Origin of the sequence: Streptomyces sp. NPDC000345, from assembly GCF_042898825.1 — a bacterium.
Taxonomy (GTDB): domain Bacteria; phylum Actinomycetota; class Actinomycetes; order Streptomycetales; family Streptomycetaceae; genus Streptomyces.
The window spans coordinates 126476-147697 of sequence record NZ_JBIAZE010000002.1 but is presented as its reverse complement, the minus strand read 5'-3'; the positions used below and the strand labels follow the sequence as shown (position 1 = coordinate 147697).

Genomic DNA, 21222 nt, shown 5'->3' with positions numbered 1-21222 from the left:
AAAGGTACATGTCCGGGCAGGCGTGCCCCCTGGACGCCTCCGCGTCCAGGACGCGCGATCGCGGCCGAAGAACGGTAGAAGTGGTGTGGAGGGGGTCGACGGGGCGAGACCGGTCGCTTCGGACGACCCGGCCCCGGTGTCGTCCACCCGGGCCGCGGTGTCCCCCAGGCAGAACGGGCGATGATCGACATGCACCATGCCACCCCGCTCGACAGCGACTCCGGCGCCCCGGATCCGGCGGCGACGGCCACGGCCGTCATCGACGCCCAGGGGATGGTGACGGGGTGGAGCACGGGTGCCGAGCGCCTGCTCGGCTACCCCCGTCAGGAGGCGGTCGGGAGCCCCGTCGCCCGCCTGCTCGGCGCGGACGCGAGCGGCGAGGGAGGCTTTGGCGCTGCTCTCGGCGGGCGGAGCGCGACGACCCTGCTCCGGCACCGGGACGGCCGCCACGTGGAGGTGCGGCTGCGGGCGTATCCGTGGCTGGACGGTGAAGGCAACGCTCAGCAACTCGTCGTGGCGACGCCGCCGGAGCGTCCGCGTCCCGGCCGGGCGACGCCGCCGGCGCACCCGGGCACCGACCCGGCCACCGATCGGGAGGCCTTCGCGCAGTGCCATCTGCCCGTGATGGTGTACGACGCCGGGCTTCGGGCCGTACGGGCGAGCGCCGGCGCCGAACGCGAGCTCGGCCTGCGCGAGGAGCAGATGAGCGGCCGGCGGGTCACCGACCTCCTGCCGCCCCACATCTGCCACGCGGTCGAGGACGGCATGAGCCGCGTGTTCGCGACGGGCGAGACCGAGCAGTTCCTCGTGCGGGGCAGGTCGCGGCCCGCGGCCCCCGAGAGGGTCTGGTCCATCACCGTGTCCCCGCTCCGGAGCCGGGCCGGGCAGGTGGGGCACCTGGAGCTGTCCGCACTCGACGTCACCGAGCAGTACCTGGCCCGGGAGCGGCTCGCACTGCTCAACGACGTCAGCGCGCAGGTGGGCAGCACCCTGGACGTGATGCGCACGGCCCAGGAGATGGCCGACGCGACGGTGGGCCGGCTCGCCGACTTCGTCACCATCGACCTGCTGGACTCCCTGTTCCGCGGTGTCGAGCCGACGCCGTCCCCGACGGGCGCCGTCACCCTGCGCCGGGCGGCACAGCAGTCCGTCCTGCCGGGGGTGCCCGAGGCGTTGATCCGGCCCGGCGACGCGGACGACTACCCCGAGTCGACGCCCCCCGCCCGCTGTCTGGCCACGGGCAGATCCTCGCTGCACCGCACGACGGACGAAACGGTGAGGGCCTGGCGGCAGGCCGACCCCGGGCGGGCGGAAGTGGTCCGGGCGTTCGGAATCCACTCGGTGATGGCCATTCCGCTGCGCGCCCGCGGCATCACCCTCGGCGTGGCGGTCCTCGTCAGGCACCGGCGCGAGGAGCCCTTCACCCGGGACGACCTGCTGCTGGCCGAGGAGATCGCCGCGCGAGCCGCCGTGGCCGTGGACAACGCCCGCCGCTACACCCTCGAACGGGACACCGCGCTGGCCCTGCAACGCAGCCTGCTGCCCCGCCGGCCCGCCGCCCAGCAGGCGGTCGAGGTGGCTCATCGCTATCTGCCGGCCCGCACCCGGGCGGGACTGGGGGGCGACTGGTTCGACGTGATCCCCCTGTCGGGCGCCAGGGTCGCGCTCGTCGTGGGCGACGTGGTGGGCCACGGGCTGCGGGCCTCGGCCACCATGGGACGTCTGCGGACCGCGGTGCGCACCCTGGCCGACGTGGATCTTCCCGCCGACGAACTCCTCACCCAGCTCGACGACCTGGTCACCCACCTGGCGGCCGAGGAGGAGGCCCCCGGAGCGCACGAGCCCGATCTCGAGGTCTCCACCGACGTCGTCGCCACCTGCCTGTACGTGGTCTACGATCCCGTCTCGCGCCGGTGCACGGCCGCCACCGCGGGCCACCCGCCGCCCGCCGTCGTCAGGCCCGACGGGACGGTGGACTTCGCCGGCGTTCCTCCCGGCCCTCCGCTGGGTGTGGGCGGGCTGCCCTTCGAGACCCTGGAGTGGGAACTGCCCGCGGGCAGCATCCTCGCCCTGTACACGGACGGTCTCGTCCAGGGCGAGGAGCACGATCTGGGCGGTGGCCTCGCGCTGCTGCGCCGGTGCCTGGAGCGGCCCGCCCGGTCGCTGGAGGCCACCTGCGACGATCTGGTCCGGACGCTGCTCCCCGCGCAGCCCCAGGACGACATCGCCCTGCTCCTGGCCCGCACCCGGGCCCTCGACGCGCGCCACGTCGCCACCTGGGACCTGCCCTCCGACCCCGCCGCGGTGGCCGACGCCCGCGCGGAGGTGCTGGCCCGGCTGACCGCGTGGCAGCTGCACGAGGTGGCCTTCACGGCCGAACTGGTGGTGAGCGAACTCGTCACGAACGCGATCCGTTACGGGCAACCGCCCGTACGGCTGCGGCTGATCCGCGGGGCCGCGCTCATCTGCGAGGTGTCCGACAGCAGCAGCACCGCCCCGCACATGCGACGGGCCCGCACCTTCGACGAGGGCGGACGCGGTCTGCTGCTCGTCGCCCAGTTCGCGCAGCGCTGGGGCGCCCGCCATCACGCCGACGGGAAGACCATCTGGGCGGAGATCGAACTTCCCGGCCCCCGGGCATGAACGTCTCCCGGGGACCGGCGGGGTGGGGGGAATCAGCCCTCGCGGTCATCACCGGAGAGCGCCGGCACGGGTGTCCTCAAGCGCCGTACCTCTCCCGCAGCTCGATCTTGCGCACCTTCCCGGAGACCGTCATCGGGAACGCCTCCAGCACCTGGAGCCTGCTGGGGATCTTGTAGTGCGCGAGCCGCCCCTCGCAGTGAGCGCGCAGTTCCTCCAGCGTGAGCGGGTCCGCCGCGTCGCGCGGGATCACACAGGCGAGGACCTCCTCGCCGTACCGCTCGTGCGGGACGCCGACGACCTGGACGTCCTGGATCTTGGGGTGGCCGTGGAGGAACTCCTCGACCTCGCGCGGGTAGACGTTCTCCCCGCCCCGGATGATCACGTCCTTGATACGGCCGACGATCTCCAGGTATCCGTCCTCGCGCATCACCGCCAGGTCCCCGGTGTGCATCCAGCGTCCCGCGTCGATCGCCTCGGCGGTCCTCTCCGGCTCGTTCCAGTAGCCGAGCATCACGCTGTAGCCGCGGGTGCACAGCTCGCCCGCGGCGCCCCGGGGCCGGGTCACCCCGGTCACCGGGTCGACGATCTTCACCTCGATGTGCGGCAGCACCCGCCCGACCGTGGCCGTGCGGTGCTCCAGGTCGTCGTCGCGGCGGGTCTGGGTGGAGACCGGCGAGGTCTCGGTCATGCCGTAACAGATCGACACCTCGGCCATGTTCATCTCGGCGACGACCCGCTTCATCACCTCCACCGGGCAGGGCGAGCCCGCCATGATGCCGGTGCGCAGGGAGGAGAGGTCGTACGTCGCGAAGTCCGGCAGGTTCAGCTCCGCGATGAACATGGTCGGCACGCCGTACAGGGACGTGCACCGCTCCTGCTGCACCGCCTCCAGCGTGGCCCTCGGCTCGAAGGAGGGGGCCGGGATCACCATGCAGGCGCCGTGGGAGGTGGCCGCGAGGTTGCCCATCACCATGCCGAAACAGTGGTAGAAGGGCACCGGGATGCAGATCCGGTCCTGCTCGCTGTAGGCGATCATCTCGCCCACGAAGTAGCCGTTGTTGAGGACGTTGTGGTGGGAGAGGGTCGCGCCCTTGGGGAAGCCCGTGGTGCCCGAGGTGTACTGGATGTTGATCGGGTCGTCACAGGACAACTCGGCCGCGCGCAGCCGCAGTTCCTCCCGCAGTCCGGGGATGGCGCGCGCGACCAGCGCGTCCCAGCTCGGGTCGCCGATGAACACGGTCTCCCGCAACCGGGGGCAGGAGCCGCGCACTTGGGCGACCATCGCCCGGTAGTCGCTCGTCTTGTGGCCGGCCGAGGCGAACAGGACGGAGATCCCCGCCTGGTTGAGGACGTACTCCACCTCGTGGGTGCGGTACGCCGGGTTGATGTTCACCATGATCGCGCCGATGCGGGCGGTGGCGTACTGGACGAGCACCCACTCGGCGCAGTTGACGGCCCAGATGCCCACCCGGTCGCCCTTGGCGACCCCGCTCGCGAGCAGCGCGCCCGCCAACCGGTCGACGTCCTCGACGAGTTCGGCGTACGTCCAGCGTCTGCCGGACGGTACGTCGACGAGCGCCTCACGGCCCGGCCAGAGCCCCGCCGCCCGGTCCAGGTTGGTGCCGATGGTGTCGCCGAGCAGCGGGGTCTCGCTCGTGCCGTGCGTGTAGGAGTTCACCGGAGCGATCACCGGAAGTCCTCCTCGCGGTACTCGTCCGCCGAACCCGCCGCCGTGGCCTCGCGCAGCTCGATCCGGCGGATCTTGCCGGAGACGGTCTTGGGCAGCGGGGCGAACTCCAGCCGCCGGATCCGCTTGTACGGCGCCAGGACCTGGCGGGAGTGCTCGAACAGCACCTTCGCCGTGTCCGCACCCGGCTCCCAGCCCCGCGCCAGCACCACATACGCCTTGGGCACCGCGAGGCGCAGCTCGTCCGGTGCGGGCACCACGGCCGCCTCGGCCACCGCCTCGTGCTCCAGCAGCGCGCTCTCCAGCTCGAACGGGCTGATCTTGTAGTCGGAGGCCTTGAAGACGTCGTCGGCGCGGCCGACGTAGGTGAGGTAGCCGTCCTCGTCGCGGGAGCCGATGTCGCCGGTGCGGTAGTAGCCGCCGGCCATCGCCTCCGCCGTACGGTCGGCGTCCCCGTGGTAGCCGGCCATCAGCCCCACCGGCCGCACCGACAGATCCAGCGCGATCTCCCCCTCCCGCGCGCCCGGCGCGCCCGAGACCGGGTCCAGCAGCTCCACCCGGTACCCCGGGCTCGGCCGCCCCATCGAACCGCTCTTCAGCGGCTGCCCGGGGCTGTTGGAGACCTGCACGGCCGTCTCCGTCTGTCCGAAGCCGTCCCGGATGGTCACCCCCCACGCGCGCCGGACCTGCTCGATCACCTCGGGATTCAGCGGCTCCCCCGCCGCGACGACCTCCCTCGGCGGGACGCGCAGCTGGGTCAGGTCGGCCTGGATGAGCATCCGCCACACCGTCGGCGGCGCGCAGAAGGAGGTGACACCCGCCCGGTCCATCTCCGCCATCAGCCGCCCCGCGTCGAAGCGCGTGTAGTTGTGGATGAACACGGTCGCCTCCGCGTTCCACGGCGCGAACAGGTTCGACCAGGCGTGCTTGGCCCAGCCCGGCGAGGAGATGTTCAGATGCACGTCCCCCGGCCTCAGCCCGATCCAGTACATCGTCGCCAGGTGCCCGACCGGGTACGACGTGTGGGTGTGCTCGACCAGCTTGGGACGGGCGGTCGTGCCGGAGGTGAAGTAGAGCATCAGGGGGTCGTCGGCGACGGTGGGGCCGTCGGGGGTGAAGCCGGCGGGCGCGTCGCGCGCGTCCTCGTAGCGCTGCCAGCCCCCGGGCGCCCCGCCCACCGCGATCCGGGTGTAGTCGCCGGGGACCTCCGCGAACTTGCCGGCGTCCTCGGACCGCACGAGGACGTGCCGGACCCGGCCGCGCTCCACGCGGTCGTGCAGGTCGGCGGGGCCGAGCAGCGGGGTGGCGGGGATGACCACGGCGCGCAGCTTCATCGCGGCCAGGGCGGTCTCCCACAGCTCGGCCTGGTTGCCGAGCATGACGAGGATCCGGTCCTCGGCGGCCACGCCGCGCTCGCGCAGCCAGTTCGCGACGCGGTCGGAGCGCTCGGAGAGCTCGGCGAAGGTCAGCCGGGTCTGCGAGCCGTCCTCCTCCACGATGTGCAGCGCCGTGCGCTCGTTCCCGTCGGCGATGGCGTCGAACCAGTCGAGGGCCCAGTTGAAGTGGTCGGGGCGGGGCCACTCGAAGCCCTCGTAGGCGGCCGTGTAGTCCTCACGGTGTTCCAGCAGGAAGTCCCGGGCCCTGCGGAACAGCTCCGTCGCCGTCGTCATCTGCGTCCTCCTCGGTGCCGGACCATTGCCGGGCGGCTCTCTGACATCGTGTAATCCGTGATGCAGGTCTCACTACCCCCGAACGGGGGGAGTGCGGGCACCCGGCCACCGGAAAGGGCGAGGACGTGGCAGCAGATCCTGCCGGGACGGCGGAGATTCGCGGTGCGCTGGCGCGGCTGCGGCGTGCGACGGGGCTGCCGGTCGTCTTCGGCGGCCTGGTGGAGCCGGGGCGGGCCCGGATGCGGATCAGCGAGTTCAGCGGCGCGGCCACCCTCGCGCTCAGCGGGCTCACGGTGACCTCGGGCAACGGCCTCGGCGGCAAGGCGGTCGCGTTGGGCCGCCCGTGCGCGGTGACCGACTACTCCCTCTCCCGGCAGATCAGCCACGAGTACGACGCGGCCGTCGCCGAGGAGGGTCTGCGCTCGGTGCTGGCGATCCCGGTGGTGGTGCGGCGCCGGGTGCGCGGTGTGCTCTACGGCGCCCTGCGCACCGCGCAGCCGCTGGGCGACCGTACGCTGAACGCGGCCGTGGACGTGGCGCGGGACGTGGAGCAGGCGCTGGTCGTCGAGGACGAGGCGCGCGGCCTGCTGTCGGCGCGGCCCGCCCGCGAACCCGGCCCCGGGCCCGGCTGGGAGCAGGTGCGCGAGGCGCACGCCGCCCTGCGGGCGCTGGCCACGAGGATCGGGGATCCGGTGTTGCGCGCGGAGCTGCTGGAGGCCTGCGGCATGCTGACCCCGGCTCCCGCGCAGCCGCGGGTCACGCTCGCGCCGCGGGAGCTGGACGTGCTGGCGTGCGTGGCGGCGGGGGCGACGAACGCGGTGGCGGCCGAGCGGCTGGGCCTGCGCCCGGAGACGGTCAAGGGGTACCTGCGGTCGGCGATGCGCAGACTGGGCGCGCACACCCGCGGGGAGGCGGTGGCGGCGGCCCGCCGGGCGGGATTGCTGCCGTGAGCGGACGCGAGACGGTTCCTGTCGGTAACACGACCGTGGAAAAGTACTCGCACGCCCGTCGCGACGCCCGCCGCGGCACCGGGCGCGGCGGGCGGAGGGACCGCTCGGATCCAGCCAGGGAGGGGCCACCACGACAACCAGCCATTCATCCGCCGCCGCAATGAATTTGCCTATGCATCAGGTTGTTATATCCCTCACCACGCCGTCCCTCCGAATTTCAAAGGGACATTGCCTAGAATTTGGCCCGGACACGACACTTGGAGGGGAGCGGTGACCGTGCGACGGGACTTCAAGGAGCCTGCCAGATGCCGCCCCGACCTGGTCATCGGCAGGGAGGAGCTGTTCGGCTCGGCCCGTGACCAGCTGGTCCGCGGCGGCAGTGTGCTGCTCCACGGCCCCGCCGGAATAGGAAAGTCGACCGTGCTGCGGGCATTGGCCGCGGATTACGGCGACGCGGCGCGCACCGTGTTGCGCTGCTCGGCGACCGAGTCCGAATCCCACCTCCCCTTCCTGGCCCTGGCCGACCTGTTCGGTCTGGTCCTGGACGAGATCTCGGACAAGCTGCCGACGGCCCAGCGCACGGCCCTGGAGTCGGCGCTCACAGGCCGCGGCGAGTCGACCCTGCAGCGCGACGGTCTCGCCCTGCGCCTCGCCGTGCTGTCCGCCCTGCGCGCGCTGGCCGCCTCCGGCCCCGTCCTGCTCGTCGCCGACGACCTCCAGTGGCTGGACTCGGCCAGCGCCGAGCTCCTCGGCTTCGCCGCCCGCCGCCTCGGTGACACCCCCGTGCAGCTGCTGTGCGCGGTCCGCACCGAGGGCCAGGAGTACGACCGCCATCTACGCGCGTCCCCGCCGGACACCCTCGCCGTCCGGCTGAACCCGCTCTCCCGCGCCCAGGTCTCCGTGCTGCTCGACCACCGCGGCTACACGGACCTGCCCCGCTCCACGGTCCGGGAGATCCACCGCACCAGCGGCGGCAACCCGCTGTTCGCCCTGGAGATCGGGCGCGCCCTCGGCGAGAACCCGACCCCGCCGCGCCCCGGCGAGCCGCTGCCGGTGCCGACCTCGCTGCGCGCCCTGGTGCTCAGCCGCCTCGACATGCTCTCCGACGAGGCCCGCCGCACCCTCCTGGTGGCCAGCGCGGGCGCCCGCCCCACGCTGGCCCTGCTGCACGCGGCCGGCCGGGAGAACGCCGAGGCCGAGACCGCCCAGGCCGCCGAGCTCGGGCTGCTGGCGACCGAGCCCGAGGGTCCCGCCGTACGGTTCGCGCATCCGCTGATCTCGGCGGCTCTGTACGCGGAGGCGCCCGCCCAGGAGCGGCGGGCCGCGCACGCCGCGCTGTCCACCGCGGCCTCCGACCCGATCGAACGGGCCCGCAACCTCGCCCTGGCGACCACCGGAACCGACCCGGAGGTGGCCGCCCGGCTCGCCGAGGCCGCGGCCCTCGCCCGCGACCGCGGCGCCCCCTCCGTCGCCGCCGCGCTCGGGCTGCTCGCCGCCCGGCACACCCCGCCGGACGGCATCCCCGCCCCGGACGAGCACCGTCTGCAGGCCGCCGAGGACGCGATCACCGCCGGTGAGGTGGACCTCGCCCGGGACATCGCGCGCGAGGTGCTGACCCGGGCCACCGTGCCCGCCGACCGGATCCGTGCCTGGGAGGTGGTCATCGAGGCCGCCGGGCAGGCCCTCGGCGACGTCGACGCCGTCTTCCCGCAGGCCCTCGCCGACGCCGGCGACGACCCCCGGCTGCTCGCCCTGGTCCACTACCACCTCGCCTGGCGCAAGCTGATCGTCGAGGGCGACTTCTCCGAGGCCCGCCAGGAGGCCGCGCACGCGGCGGAGCTGGCCGCCCGCGGCGGCGACCGGCGCACCGAGCTGATGGCGCTCTCCTTCCAGGCCTCCACCGAGACCCTGATGGGCCATCCGAACGCGCCCACCACCATCAAGCGGGCCCTGAAGGAGCCTCAGGACCCGTATGTGGCATGCCATCACAACGGCGTCGGGGCGGCCCGGTTCCGCTGGCTGCTGATGAGCGACCAGCTGCCGGAGGCCCGTGCCACCATCACCGCGCTGCTGCGCGAGGTGCGCCGGCGCGGCATGGTCGAGAGCGAGGTGCACTTCCAGCGCTTCCTCGCCGAGACCGAACTGCGCTCCGGGCACTGCGGGCGCGCCCTCGACCTGGCCCGGGAGAGCCTGCGGCTGGCCCGCGACTCCGGCATCGGTCTCGGCGCCTCCGCGATGCTCGCCTCCCTCGCCGAGGCCTCCGGCGGTGACGTGGACCGGGCCCTGGCCCTCGCCCGGGAGGCGGCGGAACGCGCCGAGGAGGACGGCGACCAGATGTACCTCTCGCGGGCGCTGGCCGCGCTGGGCCACGCCCAGCTGGTGGCCGGGGACGCCGCGGGCGCGGTCGGCTCGCTGCGCCGGGTGCGGGAGCTGGAGGTGGGCCTGCGCATCACCGACCCCGCGCGCGGCCGCTGGCACGGCGACCTCGCCGAGGCCCTGGTCCGGGTGGGCGAGCCCGGCGAGGCGCAGGACGTCATCGACGTCGCCCGTGCGCACGCGCTGCGGCTCGGCCGGGAGAGCGTGCTCGCCGTACTGGACCGGGCGGAGGCCCTGGTCCGGGCGGCGCACGGCGACCAGGAGGGGGCGCTTGCCCGGCTGACGTCCGTTCAGGACCGGCTGGCCAAACTGGGGTACGGCCTGGAGGAGGCGCGGGCCGCGTTCGCGCTGGCCCGGCTGCGCACCGGACGGCCCGGTCCCACGTCGTACGACGAGGCGGCGCGGCTGTTCCGGCGGTGCCGGGCGCTGCCCTGGCTGCGGCAGGTCGACGCGGCGGCCGCCGAAGGTGCCGCCGGGCCGGCCCCGGTCGCCGCGCAGGCTCCCGTGTCCGACGCCCTGGAGGGCCTGGCCTCGATGGAGCGTCAGGTCGCCGCGCTGGTCATGGAGGGCGCGACCAACCGGGAGATCGCCGCACGGCTGTTCATCAGCGTCAAGACGGTCGAGGCGACCCTCACCCGTGTCTACCGCAAGCTGGGGATCCGCTCCCGGGTGGACATCGTCCGCCTGGCGGCGGGGCGCCACGCGAAGTGAGCCAAGCGGGGGTTAACTGCCGTACGCGGGTTGACGGAGGGCCCGCCGCGGGTTGACCGAGGGTTTTCCCTGCCCCAACGCCCCTAGGGGGTTCCCTCATTGGGAGGTGGGTGTTCCCGCACCTAGCGTTTGGGATGTGCCGCTCGCCCGGGCACACGGGGGTCGGTCCCGCGACCCCCGTGCACAACCCCCCACACCCGCGCGACCCCCCACCGGCAAATCCCCACGAGGAGACGCATGTTCGGGCTCAACCGTGCCAAGAAGGCCGCGGCCGTCGTCGCGGCCACCGCTGCCGCGGCGGCGACGGCTCTGCTCAGCGCCCCCACCGCTGTCGCAGCACCGCAGCCCATCGTCGGCGGCACGACGACCACCACGACCTCCTACCCGTTCATGATGCAGATCACGGACGCCTCGCAGAACCAGTTCTGCGGCGGCACCCTCGTCTCGGCGACCAAGGTGGTCACGGCGGCCCACTGCATGGTCGGAGAGACCACCAGCAGTGTGCGGGTCGTCGGCGGCCGCACCTACCTGAACGGCACCAACGGCACGGTCAGCCGGGTGAGCAAGATCTGGATCAACCCGGACTACACGGACGCCACCAACGGTGACGACGTGGCCGTCCTGACCCTGGCGACCTCGATGCCGTACACCACGGCGTCGTACGTCTCCTCGTCCCAGACCAGCGTGTACGCGGCCGGCACCACGGCCCGCATCCTCGGCTGGGGCACCACCTCGGAGAACGGCAGCTCCTCCAACCAGCTGCGGACCGCGACCGTCCCGATCGTGTCCGACTCCAGCTGCAAGAGCTCCTACGGTTCGGACTTCGTCCAGACCGACATGGTTTGCGCCGGATACACGTCCGGTGGCGTAGACACCTGCCAGGGCGACAGCGGCGGTCCCCTGCTCATCGGGGGCGTCCTGGCAGGGATCACTTCCTGGGGGGAGGGATGCGCGGAGGCCGGTTACCCGGGTGTGTACACCCGGCTGACCACCTTCTCCTCCCTCGTGACCGCGCAGGTCAACTCGTAGTGACCGCGTGACCCGTCAGAAGTCCTGAGCACCCCTCAGGTGAAGAACCAGGGGGCGCTGCGAGCCTCCACGAGCGGCCCGCAGCGCCCCCTTTCCACGTCCCGCGGCCGTCCGGCGGCGTCTGCCGCCGGACGGCCTCACGGCGTCTGCCGCCGTACGACGGTGCCGAACCGGATGTCGTACGACGCGCCCGGGTGCATCGCGCGCAGCATCCGCTCCCCCTCCGCGGCCACGTCCTCCCGCCGCTCCTCGGTGAGGCGGTCGAAGGGCTCGACGACGAGCGTGTCCTCCTCCAGTTTCCACACGCCCGCCAGGAAGCCGTCGACGAGGAGGGTGCGGCGGGCCTGGTTGCCCTGCCAGGCGCGGCCCCGGTACGCGGGCGGCACGAGGCGGGTGCGGTCGGCGTGGGAGAGGAGGAGGTTGTCGAACTCCGGCAGGAAGCGCGGCGGGGCCGGCGTCGCGGGGTCGGGGCGCGGGGCGTCGGGGAGGTCGAAGAGTTCGGTGCCGTGCTCGTCCCGGAAGGTGAGGAGTCCGGGGCGCAGGCGCTCGAAGGCCTCGCGCAGCCGGGTGAGTCCGGCCCAGGTCTGCATGTCCCGCACGGAGGCCGGTCCGAAGGCGGCGAGGTAGCGCAGGACGACGGCGTCCGGGGCGGGGGCCGGTTCCGCGGGCCGGCCGAGCCAGTGCTCGGCGGTGGTGAGGGCGACCTGTCCGCTCCTCCCCCACAGCCCGCGCGGGGTGACCTGGACCAGGGGCAGCCGGCACCGCGCGGCCACGGCCAGGGACTGCGGGTCGGCGTCGGGCCACTCGGCGGACAGTGCCTCGCGCAGCTGCTTCATGGTGCGCGGCTCGGCCTCCACGAGGTCCCGGGCGAGGGCGGCGAGCCGGTCGAGGTCGACGCCGGCGAGCCCGGCGCGGAAGAGCGTCAGCTCACGGTCACGGGCGGGCTGCACGAGCGGCCGCAGGACGAGGCAGTCGTCGGCGGTGTGGGTGTGGATGGTGGAGCGCATCGTGACGATCCGGACCGCCTCGCGGTCCGCCATCAGCGTCGACAACCGCTCGGGCACGAAGCCGTCGAGGCGGGCGGCGAGCGCGTAGTAGGGCGGTTTGACGTTCTGGGCCTGCAGTCCCAGCAGGTGCTCCACCGCCGCCTTCACCGGCAGCGCGGCGGGCCTGAGGAGCAGCTGCCGGTCGAGGGTCGCGCGGTTGAGGGCGCGGGGGGAGAGCACGGGGGTGGCCGCGGACGTCGTCTTCGTCATGGAGGGCAACCTAGTGCCGCGACAGGCACCGTTCGCCCCGTCGCGGCCCTGGCGAGTGACCAGGACGGGTTCCTTCCGCCACCGGCACGGGGCCATCGGTGAGGCGGCCACTCAGGAGGCGGTGGGGCCGGGATGTCCCGCGTCGTGATCACACGGACGTAGGCTCGGACCACGAGACCGAGAGGCAGCCGCGATGCCCGATCACCCCCGTTCCCGGAAGTCCGTCTGGCGCCGCACCGCGCCCCCGCCGGAGCAGGCCCGCCCCGGCGCCTCCGCACCGGCACCGGAGCCGGCCGGGGCCGGCGAGGTCGCGAGCGTCGTCCAGGCGGTGCTGTACCGCGACGGCGTCCGCGTCTACACCCCGTCCGGCCTCGCGGAGACCTACCGGGCGCTGCGCGAGCGGCCGGACGGTATGGCGTGGATCGGCCTGGCCCGCCCCACCGAGGGCGAACTGCACTCCCTGGCCGCCGAGTTCGACCTGCATCCGCTGGCCGTCGAGGACGCGAAGGAGGCCCACCAGCGCCCCAAGCTGGAACGTTACGGCGACACGCTCTTCGTCGTGCTGCGCGCCGCCCGCTACCTCGACGCGCCCGAGGAGATCGACTTCGGCGAGCTGCACGTGTTCGTGGGGCCCGACTTCGTCATCACGGTCCGCCACGGCGCGGCACCGGACCTGTCGGCGGTCCGCCGCCGTATGGAGGACAGCCCGGACCTGCTGAAGCTCGGCCCCGAGGCGGTCCTGTACGCCATCCTCGACGCGGTCGTCGACGGCTACCTGCCGGTCGTCTCGGGTGTCCAGAACGACATCGACGAGATCGAGACGGAGGTCTTCCGCGGGGACCCCGAGGTCTCCCGCCGCATCTACGAACTCTCCCGCGAGATGGTCGAGTTCCAGCGTGCCACCCGCCCCCTGGTCGGCATGCTGCACGGTCTGATGGCCGGTTTCTCCAAGTACGGCACGGACGAGGAACTCCAGCGCTACCTGCGCGACGTCGCCGACCACGTCACCCACACCAGCGAGCGCGTCGACGGTTTCCGCCAGGCCCTCACCGAGATCCTCACCGTGAACGCGACCCTGGTCACCCAGCAGCAGAACGCGGAGATGCGGGCGCTGGCGGAGGCGGGGTTCCAGCAGAACGAGGAGATCAAGAAGATCTCCTCCTGGGCGGCGATCCTGTTCGCTCCGACGCTGGTCGGGACGATCTACGGGATGAACTTCGTGCACATGCCCGAGTTGCACTGGGTGTTCGGATACCCCTTCGCCATCGCCCTCATGGCCGTGGTGTGCACCAGCCTGTACTTCATCTTCAAGCGGCGGGACTGGCTCTGAGCACGGCCGGCAGAAGCGGGTGCCGGGGACCGGAAGCGGCGGCCGCGGGCGCCCGGCCCAGGGCGGGGCGATCACGAACAGGTGGATCCAGCCGAAAAAAAGCTTGAGCACAAATTACACACAATCCTCTCTTCATACCGGCCCTGATGGTCTAGATTGACCATGCTTCAGCTGAGGCGACCAGTAATCATCTATAGGTCCGGTGCTGCGGAACGCCAGCAGTCGCGTCTCCGACGCCGGGCGTGGGGGTGATCAGTTCTTGGAGCCCGGGGGGGCCTTGGGTGCGGGGAGCATCCGAGGTTGTGACGGGTTCCGGCGCTCCTCGAGTGTCCGGCAGGACGTACGAGTCCATTGCCGCCAGGGCGGGTTCTTCCAGCAGCCCTGAAACAGCCGGGATGTCATGCGCGGGAGGCGGGGGCCTGCCGCAGGGAGGAACAGCGCGGCGCGGGGGGCGGGGGCCTCCCGAGGGGAGGAACAGTGTTGGGCGAACACGTCGAACCACTGGGGAACCTGGGGGGTTCTGTGCGGCAAGGGGGACTGGTCAGCACGTTTTTCTCGGCGCCCGAGCATCTGGCAAACGGCGCGGGCGGCCGGCCCGCGATCGACTGGGAGCAGCGGTACCGACGTGCCGTGATCACCAGCGACACCGTGGCAACCGCCTTCGTGGTGGCGGGGATCGGCAACTTCTTCGGGGCCCGGGACGCGGCCAACTGGCATGAGAAGTGGGGCATTCTCGCGTTCGGCACCGAGCTGCTGGTGCTGGGGGCACTCGCGGTGAGCCGGTCGTGGGCTCCGGCCGTGCTCGGCCAGGGCGCCGAGGAGTTCCGCCGGCTCGGACGCTCGCTGTTCACGGCGACCGTCGTCCTGGCCCTCGGCGGGATCGCCCTCACCTCGCGCAACATCAAGCTCTGGATCTTCGTCGCGATCCCCGCGATCGCGGTCGTCACCATGACCGTGCGGTATCTGCTGCGGCTCTCGCTGCACAAACAGCGCAAGGACGGACAGTGTCTGCGACCGGTGCTCGCCGCCGGCAGCCCGGACACCGTGCAGGACCTGATCACCCGTACCCGCAAGTTCCCGCACCTCGGCTGGCGGGTGGACGCGGTGTGCACGACGGACGGTCCCGGGCTCGACGGTGACCTGCTGGACGGGGTGCCGGTCGTCGGCCGGCTGTCGGACGTCGCCAAGCACGTCCACGGCGACGGCTACCGTGTCGTCGCGGTCACACCGGACGCGCACTGGTCACCGGAGCGGCTGCAACGGCTGGCCTGGAACCTCGAAGGCACCGACACCGAGATGGTCGTGGCACCCGTGCTGATGGAGGTGGCCGGCCCGCGGCTGCACGTCGACGCGGTGCTCGGGATCCCGCTGCTGCGGGTCAGCATGCCGACCTTCACCGGGGGCCGCCGGGCGGTCAAAGGGGTCGTCGACCGGACGGGAGCAGCGATCCTGCTGATGCTGTTCGCGCCGCTGATGGTGCTGGTCGGGCTGCTCGTCCTGGTGGACAGCCGGGGCGGGGCGTTCTACCGCCAGCGCAGGGTCGGCAAGGACGGCCGCGAGTTCACCATGCTCAAGTTCCGCACCATGGTCGCCGGGGCCGACCGGGCACGTGCCGAGCTGGCCGACCGCAACGAGGGCGCCGGCCCGCTGTTCAAGCTGCGCCGGGATCCGCGGGTGACCCGCGTGGGATCGGTGCTGCGCCGGTACTCGCTCGACGAACTCCCGCAGCTTTTCAACGTGCTCACCGGATCGATGTCGCTCGTCGGTCCGCGGCCTCCGCTGCCGGAGGAGTGCGCCGCGTACGGCCCGGACATCCGGCGGCGGCTGCTGGTCAAGCCCGGACTCACCGGCCTGTGGCAGATCAGCGGACGCAGCGACCTGTCGTGGGAGGAGGCGGTCCGGCTGGACCTGCGGTACGTCGAGGACTGGTCGCTCGCCCTGGACACAGTGATCTTGTGGAAGACGCTGCGTGCGGTGCTCTACGGGCAGGGCGCCTACTGATGCGCGGGGGGCGTCGCCCGGCCGGGCGCGCGGACCGCAGGCCACAAGGCCTGCCTGGGGGGAGGAACGGGTCATGAGAGTCAGCGTTTTCGGGCTCGGCTACGTGGGCTGCGTGTCGGCCGCGTGCCTGGCCAGCATGGGCCACGAGGTCGTCGGCGTCGACGTGAACCAGGTGAAGGTCGACCTGGTCAACGACGGCAAGGCCCCGGTGGTCGAGGAGCGGATCGGCGAGCTCATCGCCGAGGTCGTGCGGAGCGGAGCGTTGCGGGCGACCGCCGACGTCCGCGAGGCGGTCATGGACAGCGAGATCTCGCTGGTCTGCGTGGGCACGCCCTCGGAGCCCAACGGCAGCCTGTGCACCACGTACCTGGAGCGGGTCACCGAGCAGATCGGCGCCGTGCTGGCCGAGGGGGCCAAGCAGGGGGGCCGGCACACCGTCGTGTTCCGCAGCACCATGCTTCCCGGCACCTGTCTGAACCTGCTGGTGCCGATCCTGGAGAAGTACGTCGGCGGCATGGCCGGGGTGGATGTCGGCGTCGCGGTCAACCCGGAGTTCCTGCGCGAGGGCACGAGCGTGCGGGACTTCTTCGACCCGCCCAAGACCGTTATCGGCGAACTCGACCCGGCGAGCGGCGACGCGGTGTCGGCGCTGTACGAGGGCCTGCCCGGCGAGGTGTTCCGGGTGCCGGTCCCGACGGCCGAGGCGATCAAGTACGCGGACAACGCGTTCCACGGTCTCAAGATCGGCTTCGCGAACGAGCTGGGCGCGGTGTGCCAGGCGCTCGGGGTCGACTCGCACCAGGTGATCGACGTGTTCCTGGCCGACCGCAAACTGAACATCAGCCCCGCCTACCTGCGGCCCGGCTTCGCCTTCGGCGGCTCCTGCCTGCCCAAGGACCTGCGCAGCCTCGTCCACGCGGCGCAGCGGGCCGACGTCTCGGTCCCCATCCTCGCCCACGTGCTGCCCTCCAACGCCGACCATCTGCAGCGGGCGGTGGAGCTGGTCGAACGCGCGGGCAGACGCCGGGTGGGAATGTTCGGGCTGTCGTTCAAGCCCGGCACCGACGACCTCCGGGAGAGCCCGCTCGTCGAGCTGGCGGAGAGGCTCTTCGGCAAGGGCTACGACCTGAAGATCTACGACGCCAACGTGAGCCTGTCCCGGCTGCTCGGCGCGAACCGCGAGTACATCGAGACACGGCTGCCGCACCTCGCGCAGCTGCTCGCGGAGTCCGTCGAGGAGGTCCTCGAGCACGCCGAGGTGTGCCTGGTCGGCACCAGGGACCCGGCCGTGCTGTCGGCGCTGCCCCATGGCGACGGCCCGGTCATCGTCGACCTCGTCCACCTCCCCGACGCCGAGGCGCGCCGGGCCGAACCGGGATACGTGGGCCTTGCCTGGTGACATGAGCGGCGACGGCCGGGGCCGGCGCGCGCTGATCCTGGTGGAGAACCTGTCGGTGCCGTTCGACCGGCGGGTGTGGCAGGAGTGCACGACGCTGCGCGACGCGGGCTGGGAGGTGCACGTCGTCTGCCCGCGGGGGAGCAAGCGGGACACGGAGCCGGAGGCGGTGATCGACGGGGTGCGGATCCACCGCTACCCGTTGCGCGCGGCCACCGGAGGGCCGGCCGGCTACCTGCGGGAGTACGGAACGGCGTTGTGGCACACGGCCCGGCTGGCCCGCAAGGTCGGCCCGGTCGACGTGGTCCACGCCTGCAACCCGCCCGACCTGCTGTTCCTGCCGGCGCTGTGGCTGAAGCGGCGCGGCGCGCGGTTCGTCTTCGACCAGCACGACCTGGTGCCCGAGCTGTACCTCTCCCGGTTCGGCCGCGGCAAGGACGTGCTGTACCGCGCCGTGTGCGCGCTGGAACGGCTGACCTACCGGGCCGCCGACGTCGTGCTCGCCACGAACGAGAGCTACCGGGACGTCGCGGTGCGCCGTGGCGGCCGGCGGCCACAGGACGTCTTCGTGGTGCGCAGCGCGCCCGACACCGAACGGTTCCACCCCGTGCCGCCCGAGCCGGAGCTGAAGCGCGGCAAGCCTCATCTGCTGTGCTATCTCGGCGTGATGGGCCCGCAGGACGGCGTCGACTACGCCTTGCGGGCCCTCGCGAAGCTGCGCGACGAGTTCGGGCGGACCGACTGGCACGCGGTGTTCGTCGGCGCAGGCGACACCTTCGACGCGATGGTGGAACTGTCCCGGCGGCTCGGGCTCGCGGACCAGGTGCAGTTCACCGGGCGCGTCCCGGACGCCGACCTGGTGCGCTACCTGTCCACCGCGGACGTGTGCCTCTCCCCCGACCCGCACAATCCGCTCAACGACGTGTCGACCATGAACAAGGTCCTGGAGTACATGGTGATGGGCCGGCCGATCGTCTCGTTCGACCTCCGGGAGGCGCGCGTCTCCGCCGGTGACGCCGCGCTGTACGCGCCCGCCGACGACGAGAGCGAGTTCGCCCGTCTGGTCGCGCTGCTGCTGGACGATCCCGAGCAGCGGGCCCACATGGGCAAGATCGGCCAGGAGCGGGTCAACGGGCCGCTCTCCTGGCGGAACTCCCAGCGATCACTGCTCGCCGCCTACGCCGCCGCCTGCCGTGACCGGGCTCCGGCGCCCGCGCGCGACCCGGACCCGGCAGGGGAAGGTCGCACCATTGAGCGATGACACGATACGCCTGGTCACGATCGGGCGGATTATCCGTCGGCGCTGGCGGCTGCTCACCCTCCTCGCTTTGGTGGGTGCGCTCGTCGGCTACGGCGCCTCCCTGCTGTTCCCGCCGCGCTACACGACCTCGGCGTCGGTGCTGCTGCCCGGGACGTGGGAGGAGCGCGAGCTGCTGACCCAGACGGAGGTGGCGACCAGTTCGGTGGTGGTCGACCGCGCGGCCGCCACGCTCGACTGGGCCGGGGTGAGCGGCAGCGACCTGCGGGATCAGGTCAGTGCCAAGGCCACCGACGGGAACATCATCAAGATCTCCGGCACGGCGGACACCCCGGAGCGCGCACAGCGGCTCTCCGACCAGGTGGCCAAGGAGTTCGTCTCCTACGCCACGCGGATCGCGAACGAGAGCGCCGACCCCGAGGCGGCGGCGGAGCTCGACGCGCTCCAGCAGTCCGTGGAGGACACCAGCCGCCGCATCAGCGAGCTGGCCGACGCCGCCGATCCCGGGCAGACCGTGGAGAGCGTGCAGACCCGCACCGAGCTGGAGAAGCTGCGCACCGCGCTGCGGGAGGCCATCAACACGCTGGAGCAGGCCGACCCGTCCGACGAAGAGGCGAAGAACATGGTCGTCATGGGGTCGGCGGCCCGGCCCACCGGCGAGGCACCTCCGACGCGGACGCAGCTCATCGCCGGCGGAGCGCTGCTGTTCTTCCTGTTCGCGGTCATCGGCCATCTCACCGCCGCGCGGATGAGCCGCCGGCTGCGCGGTGAGCCGGAGATCGCCGAGGCGCTGGGCTCGGTGCTGCTGGGTACGGTCGACGTACCCGTCGAACGGCCCACGCACCGGCCGGAAGGCCGCGGCCCGCGGGCCTGGGTCCGCCGGCTGCTCGGCCTCGACGTCCGGTGGGACATCCCGGCCCCGCAGACGTCCGGCGACGAGGCCAGCCGGCAGATCCGCTACCGGCGGGTGTGCTCCCGTCTCCGGGACCGGCTGCCGGCCCCGCGGCGGCTGCTGGTCGTCTTCCCCGAGGGGGACGAGATCGCCCGCCGGGCCGCCGAGCAGCTCGTCGTCGAGGCCGGGAGCGATCCGCCGGCGCGGGCGGTGGCGGTCTCGGTGTCCCGGCCGATGGTGCCCGACAGCGGCCACGAGTCCGGTGCCCTGGTCGTGCTCAGCGCCGGCAGCTGGACCGCGGGGGAGCTCGCCGGCATCGCCGAGGCGTGTGCGGACGCCCAGCACGCGGTGGTCGGCATCGTCGTCGCCGGTCCGGTCCGTGCGACGCGGCCGGCCGGCCGCCGTCGGCAGGCCGCCGTACCGGCGCTCGCGGAGTTCGACGGCGAGCTGGACGACGCGACGGGGGTCACAGGGTGACGACGAGTACGGCTCCGGAGCCGTCGGCCGCTCCGCTGCTGGATCTGCAGGCCCTGGTGGCGGCGGTGCGCAGACGGCGCCGCCTGTGGTGCTCCCTCGCGCTGCTGGGGCTGCTCGTCGGCGCGGCGGCGGCGTTCCTGCTGCCGCAGCCGCCGACCGCGGTGACCAAGGTGCTGGTCGCGCACGAGGAGGACCAGCCGAACGACCCCGGAACGCTGATCCGCACCGACGTCGCGCTGCTGCAGACCACACGGATCGCCGAAAAGGCCCTGAAGTCCCTCGAGTCCCGGGAAGAAGCCGAGGACTTCATGCAGGACTACAGCGGTACCGGTGTCACCAACAACGTGCTGCTGATCACCGTGACCGGTGACAGCGACGCGGAAGCGGTGGCCCGCGCCAAGGCGTTGGCCGACGCGTTCGTCACGGACCATGTGCGGCGGATACGGGAGGCCGCGGACGCCGAGGCCAAGGCCCTGCTCGACCAGCGTGACCAGCTGAAGGGCCAGCTGGCCCGGGTCAACAAGGCGATCGGGGACGGAACGCGGGCGAGCGGGCCGCAGTCGTCGGCGGACCTGGAGTCGCTCTACGCCCGCCGGGCCGAACTCACCTCGCAGATCACCGATTTCAGCCAGCGCGCCGCGGAGGCGAGCATCGGCACGCCCCGGCTCGTCGCCGGCACGCAGATCGTGGACGCCCCGCACACGGTGCGGCACTCCCTGCCCAGGGCCGCCGCCACCGACGCCGCGATCGGGCTCTTCCTCGGGCTCTTCCTCGGGCTCGCGGTGGCCGCGGTCGGCGCGGTGGTGGCGGACCGTCCCGTGCTGCGCCGGGAGATCGCCGCGAACCTCGGCGCCTCGGTCATCGCGGAGCTGCCCCACCGGTCGGCCGGGCGATGGCAGCGCCGCCGGGTCCGGGCGGCACGCGAACGGCTCACCACGTCCCTGGCCCGGGCCGTGCGCGGCTCCGCGGAACCCGTGTCGCTGCTGGAACTGGGCTGTGCGCGCCACACGAGCGTGATCGCCCTGGACCTCGCCAGGGCCCTGGCGGCGGAGGGGCCGGTGGTCGTCGTCGACTCTCTGCCCGGCCGGCAGCTCACCGGCCGCCGCCCGAAGCCGGGGGACCCGGCCGTGGTCACCGGCGAGGATGCCGCGGCCGTGTCGCACCAGGAGCGCCGGCTCGGCGTCGGTTCGGTGGCGCCCGGCACGGCGTGGACCGACCTCCAGTACCTCGGCACCCGGACCGTGCTCGTCGTGCGCGCCGGGCACGGCAACGGCGCATGGCTGCACACCGTGGCGCGGCAGCTCGCGGACCAGCACATTCCGGTGATCGGTGTGGTGCTGATCGACCCCGATCCGCGGGACCGGACCGACGGCACGCTGTGGGACGGGCCGGGCACGGCGCTGCGCGGCCGAAGCGAGCGGCCGGCCCGGCAGAACGACGGTGGTACCTCCCACGCCGTTCAGGCAGGTGGGGAGGGCCGGCGGTGGGAGCGGCTGCCGATGTGGGCGGCACGAGTCCCGGACAGCGACCAGGAGGCGCGGTAGCA

13 protein-coding genes are annotated in these 21222 nt (G+C 72.9%); 10 read left to right on the top strand and 3 right to left on the bottom strand.

All coding sequences use genetic code 11. The features are described from left to right. Positions 1 to 180: 180 nt before the first annotated feature. Positions 181 to 2643 (top strand): SpoIIE family protein phosphatase, encoded by a 2463-nt coding sequence (locus ACFY30_RS05260; protein WP_390843801.1) that lies wholly within the window; start codon positions 181 to 183, stop codon positions 2641 to 2643. A gap of 76 nt (positions 2644 to 2719) precedes the next feature. Here ACFY30_RS05260 and ACFY30_RS05255 read toward each other — a convergent pair whose 3' ends face one another. Both ACFY30_RS05255 and ACFY30_RS05250 read right to left on the bottom strand, forming a co-directional pair. Continuing rightward, on the bottom strand, positions 2720 to 4321 hold the full coding sequence (locus ACFY30_RS05255) for an AMP-binding protein (RefSeq protein ID WP_390844190.1): 1602 nt from the start codon (positions 4319 to 4321) through the stop codon (positions 2720 to 2722). Positions 4322 to 4329: 8 nt separating this feature from the next. Then, a complete protein-coding gene (locus ACFY30_RS05250; RefSeq protein ID WP_390843800.1) occupies positions 4330 to 6000 on the bottom strand; it encodes an AMP-binding protein in 1671 nt (556 codons plus the stop codon). A gap of 125 nt (positions 6001 to 6125) precedes the next feature. Here ACFY30_RS05250 and ACFY30_RS05245 point away from each other — a divergent pair, with 125 nt between their 5' ends. The 3 genes from ACFY30_RS05245 (at position 6126) to ACFY30_RS05235 (ending at position 11066) form a co-directional block, all read left to right on the top strand. Continuing rightward, positions 6126 to 6950, top strand: coding sequence for a response regulator transcription factor (locus tag ACFY30_RS05245; protein WP_390843799.1), 825 nt, complete (start codon positions 6126 to 6128; stop codon positions 6948 to 6950). Between the two features lie 270 nt (positions 6951 to 7220). Next, the gene (locus ACFY30_RS05240) at positions 7221 to 10037 is read left to right on the top strand and encodes an ATP-binding protein (protein WP_390843798.1); all 2817 of its coding nucleotides are present in this window, start codon (positions 7221 to 7223) and stop codon (positions 10035 to 10037) included. A gap of 237 nt (positions 10038 to 10274) precedes the next feature. After that, positions 10275 to 11066, top strand: coding sequence for a S1 family peptidase (locus ACFY30_RS05235; RefSeq protein ID WP_390658919.1), 792 nt, complete (start codon positions 10275 to 10277; stop codon positions 11064 to 11066). Positions 11067 to 11203: 137 nt separating this feature from the next. Here the strand turns inward: ACFY30_RS05235 and ACFY30_RS05230 are convergent, their stop codons facing one another. Beyond that, the gene (locus ACFY30_RS05230) at positions 11204 to 12322 is read right to left on the bottom strand and encodes a winged helix DNA-binding domain-containing protein (RefSeq protein ID WP_390843797.1); all 1119 of its coding nucleotides are present in this window, start codon (positions 12320 to 12322) and stop codon (positions 11204 to 11206) included. A 193-nt stretch (positions 12323 to 12515) separates the two neighbouring features. Here ACFY30_RS05230 and ACFY30_RS05225 point away from each other — a divergent pair, with 193 nt between their 5' ends. From ACFY30_RS05225 to ACFY30_RS05200, 6 genes are all read left to right on the top strand, one after another. Beyond that, entirely contained in the window at positions 12516 to 13652 is a 1137-nt protein-coding gene (locus ACFY30_RS05225) for a magnesium and cobalt transport protein CorA (RefSeq protein ID WP_390843796.1), read from the top strand. Positions 13653 to 14174: 522 nt separating this feature from the next. Beyond that, on the top strand, positions 14175 to 15653 hold the full coding sequence (locus ACFY30_RS05220) for a sugar transferase (RefSeq protein ID WP_390843795.1): 1479 nt from the start codon (positions 14175 to 14177) through the stop codon (positions 15651 to 15653). Positions 15654 to 15726: 73 nt separating this feature from the next. After that, entirely contained in the window at positions 15727 to 17052 is a 1326-nt protein-coding gene (locus ACFY30_RS05215; RefSeq protein ID WP_390843794.1) for a nucleotide sugar dehydrogenase, read from the top strand. A 1-nt stretch (position 17053) separates the two neighbouring features. Beyond that, entirely contained in the window at positions 17054 to 18310 is a 1257-nt protein-coding gene (locus ACFY30_RS05210; protein ID WP_390843793.1) for a glycosyltransferase family 4 protein, read from the top strand. Next, a complete protein-coding gene (locus ACFY30_RS05205; protein ID WP_390843792.1) occupies positions 18300 to 19676 on the top strand; it encodes a Wzz/FepE/Etk N-terminal domain-containing protein in 1377 nt (458 codons plus the stop codon). The genes ACFY30_RS05210 and ACFY30_RS05205 overlap by 11 nt, the downstream gene beginning before the upstream one ends. After that, positions 19673 to 21220 (top strand): Wzz/FepE/Etk N-terminal domain-containing protein, encoded by a 1548-nt coding sequence (locus tag ACFY30_RS05200; protein WP_390843791.1) that lies wholly within the window; start codon positions 19673 to 19675, stop codon positions 21218 to 21220. The genes ACFY30_RS05205 and ACFY30_RS05200 overlap by 4 nt, the downstream gene beginning before the upstream one ends. Positions 21221 to 21222: the final 2 nt, after the last annotated feature.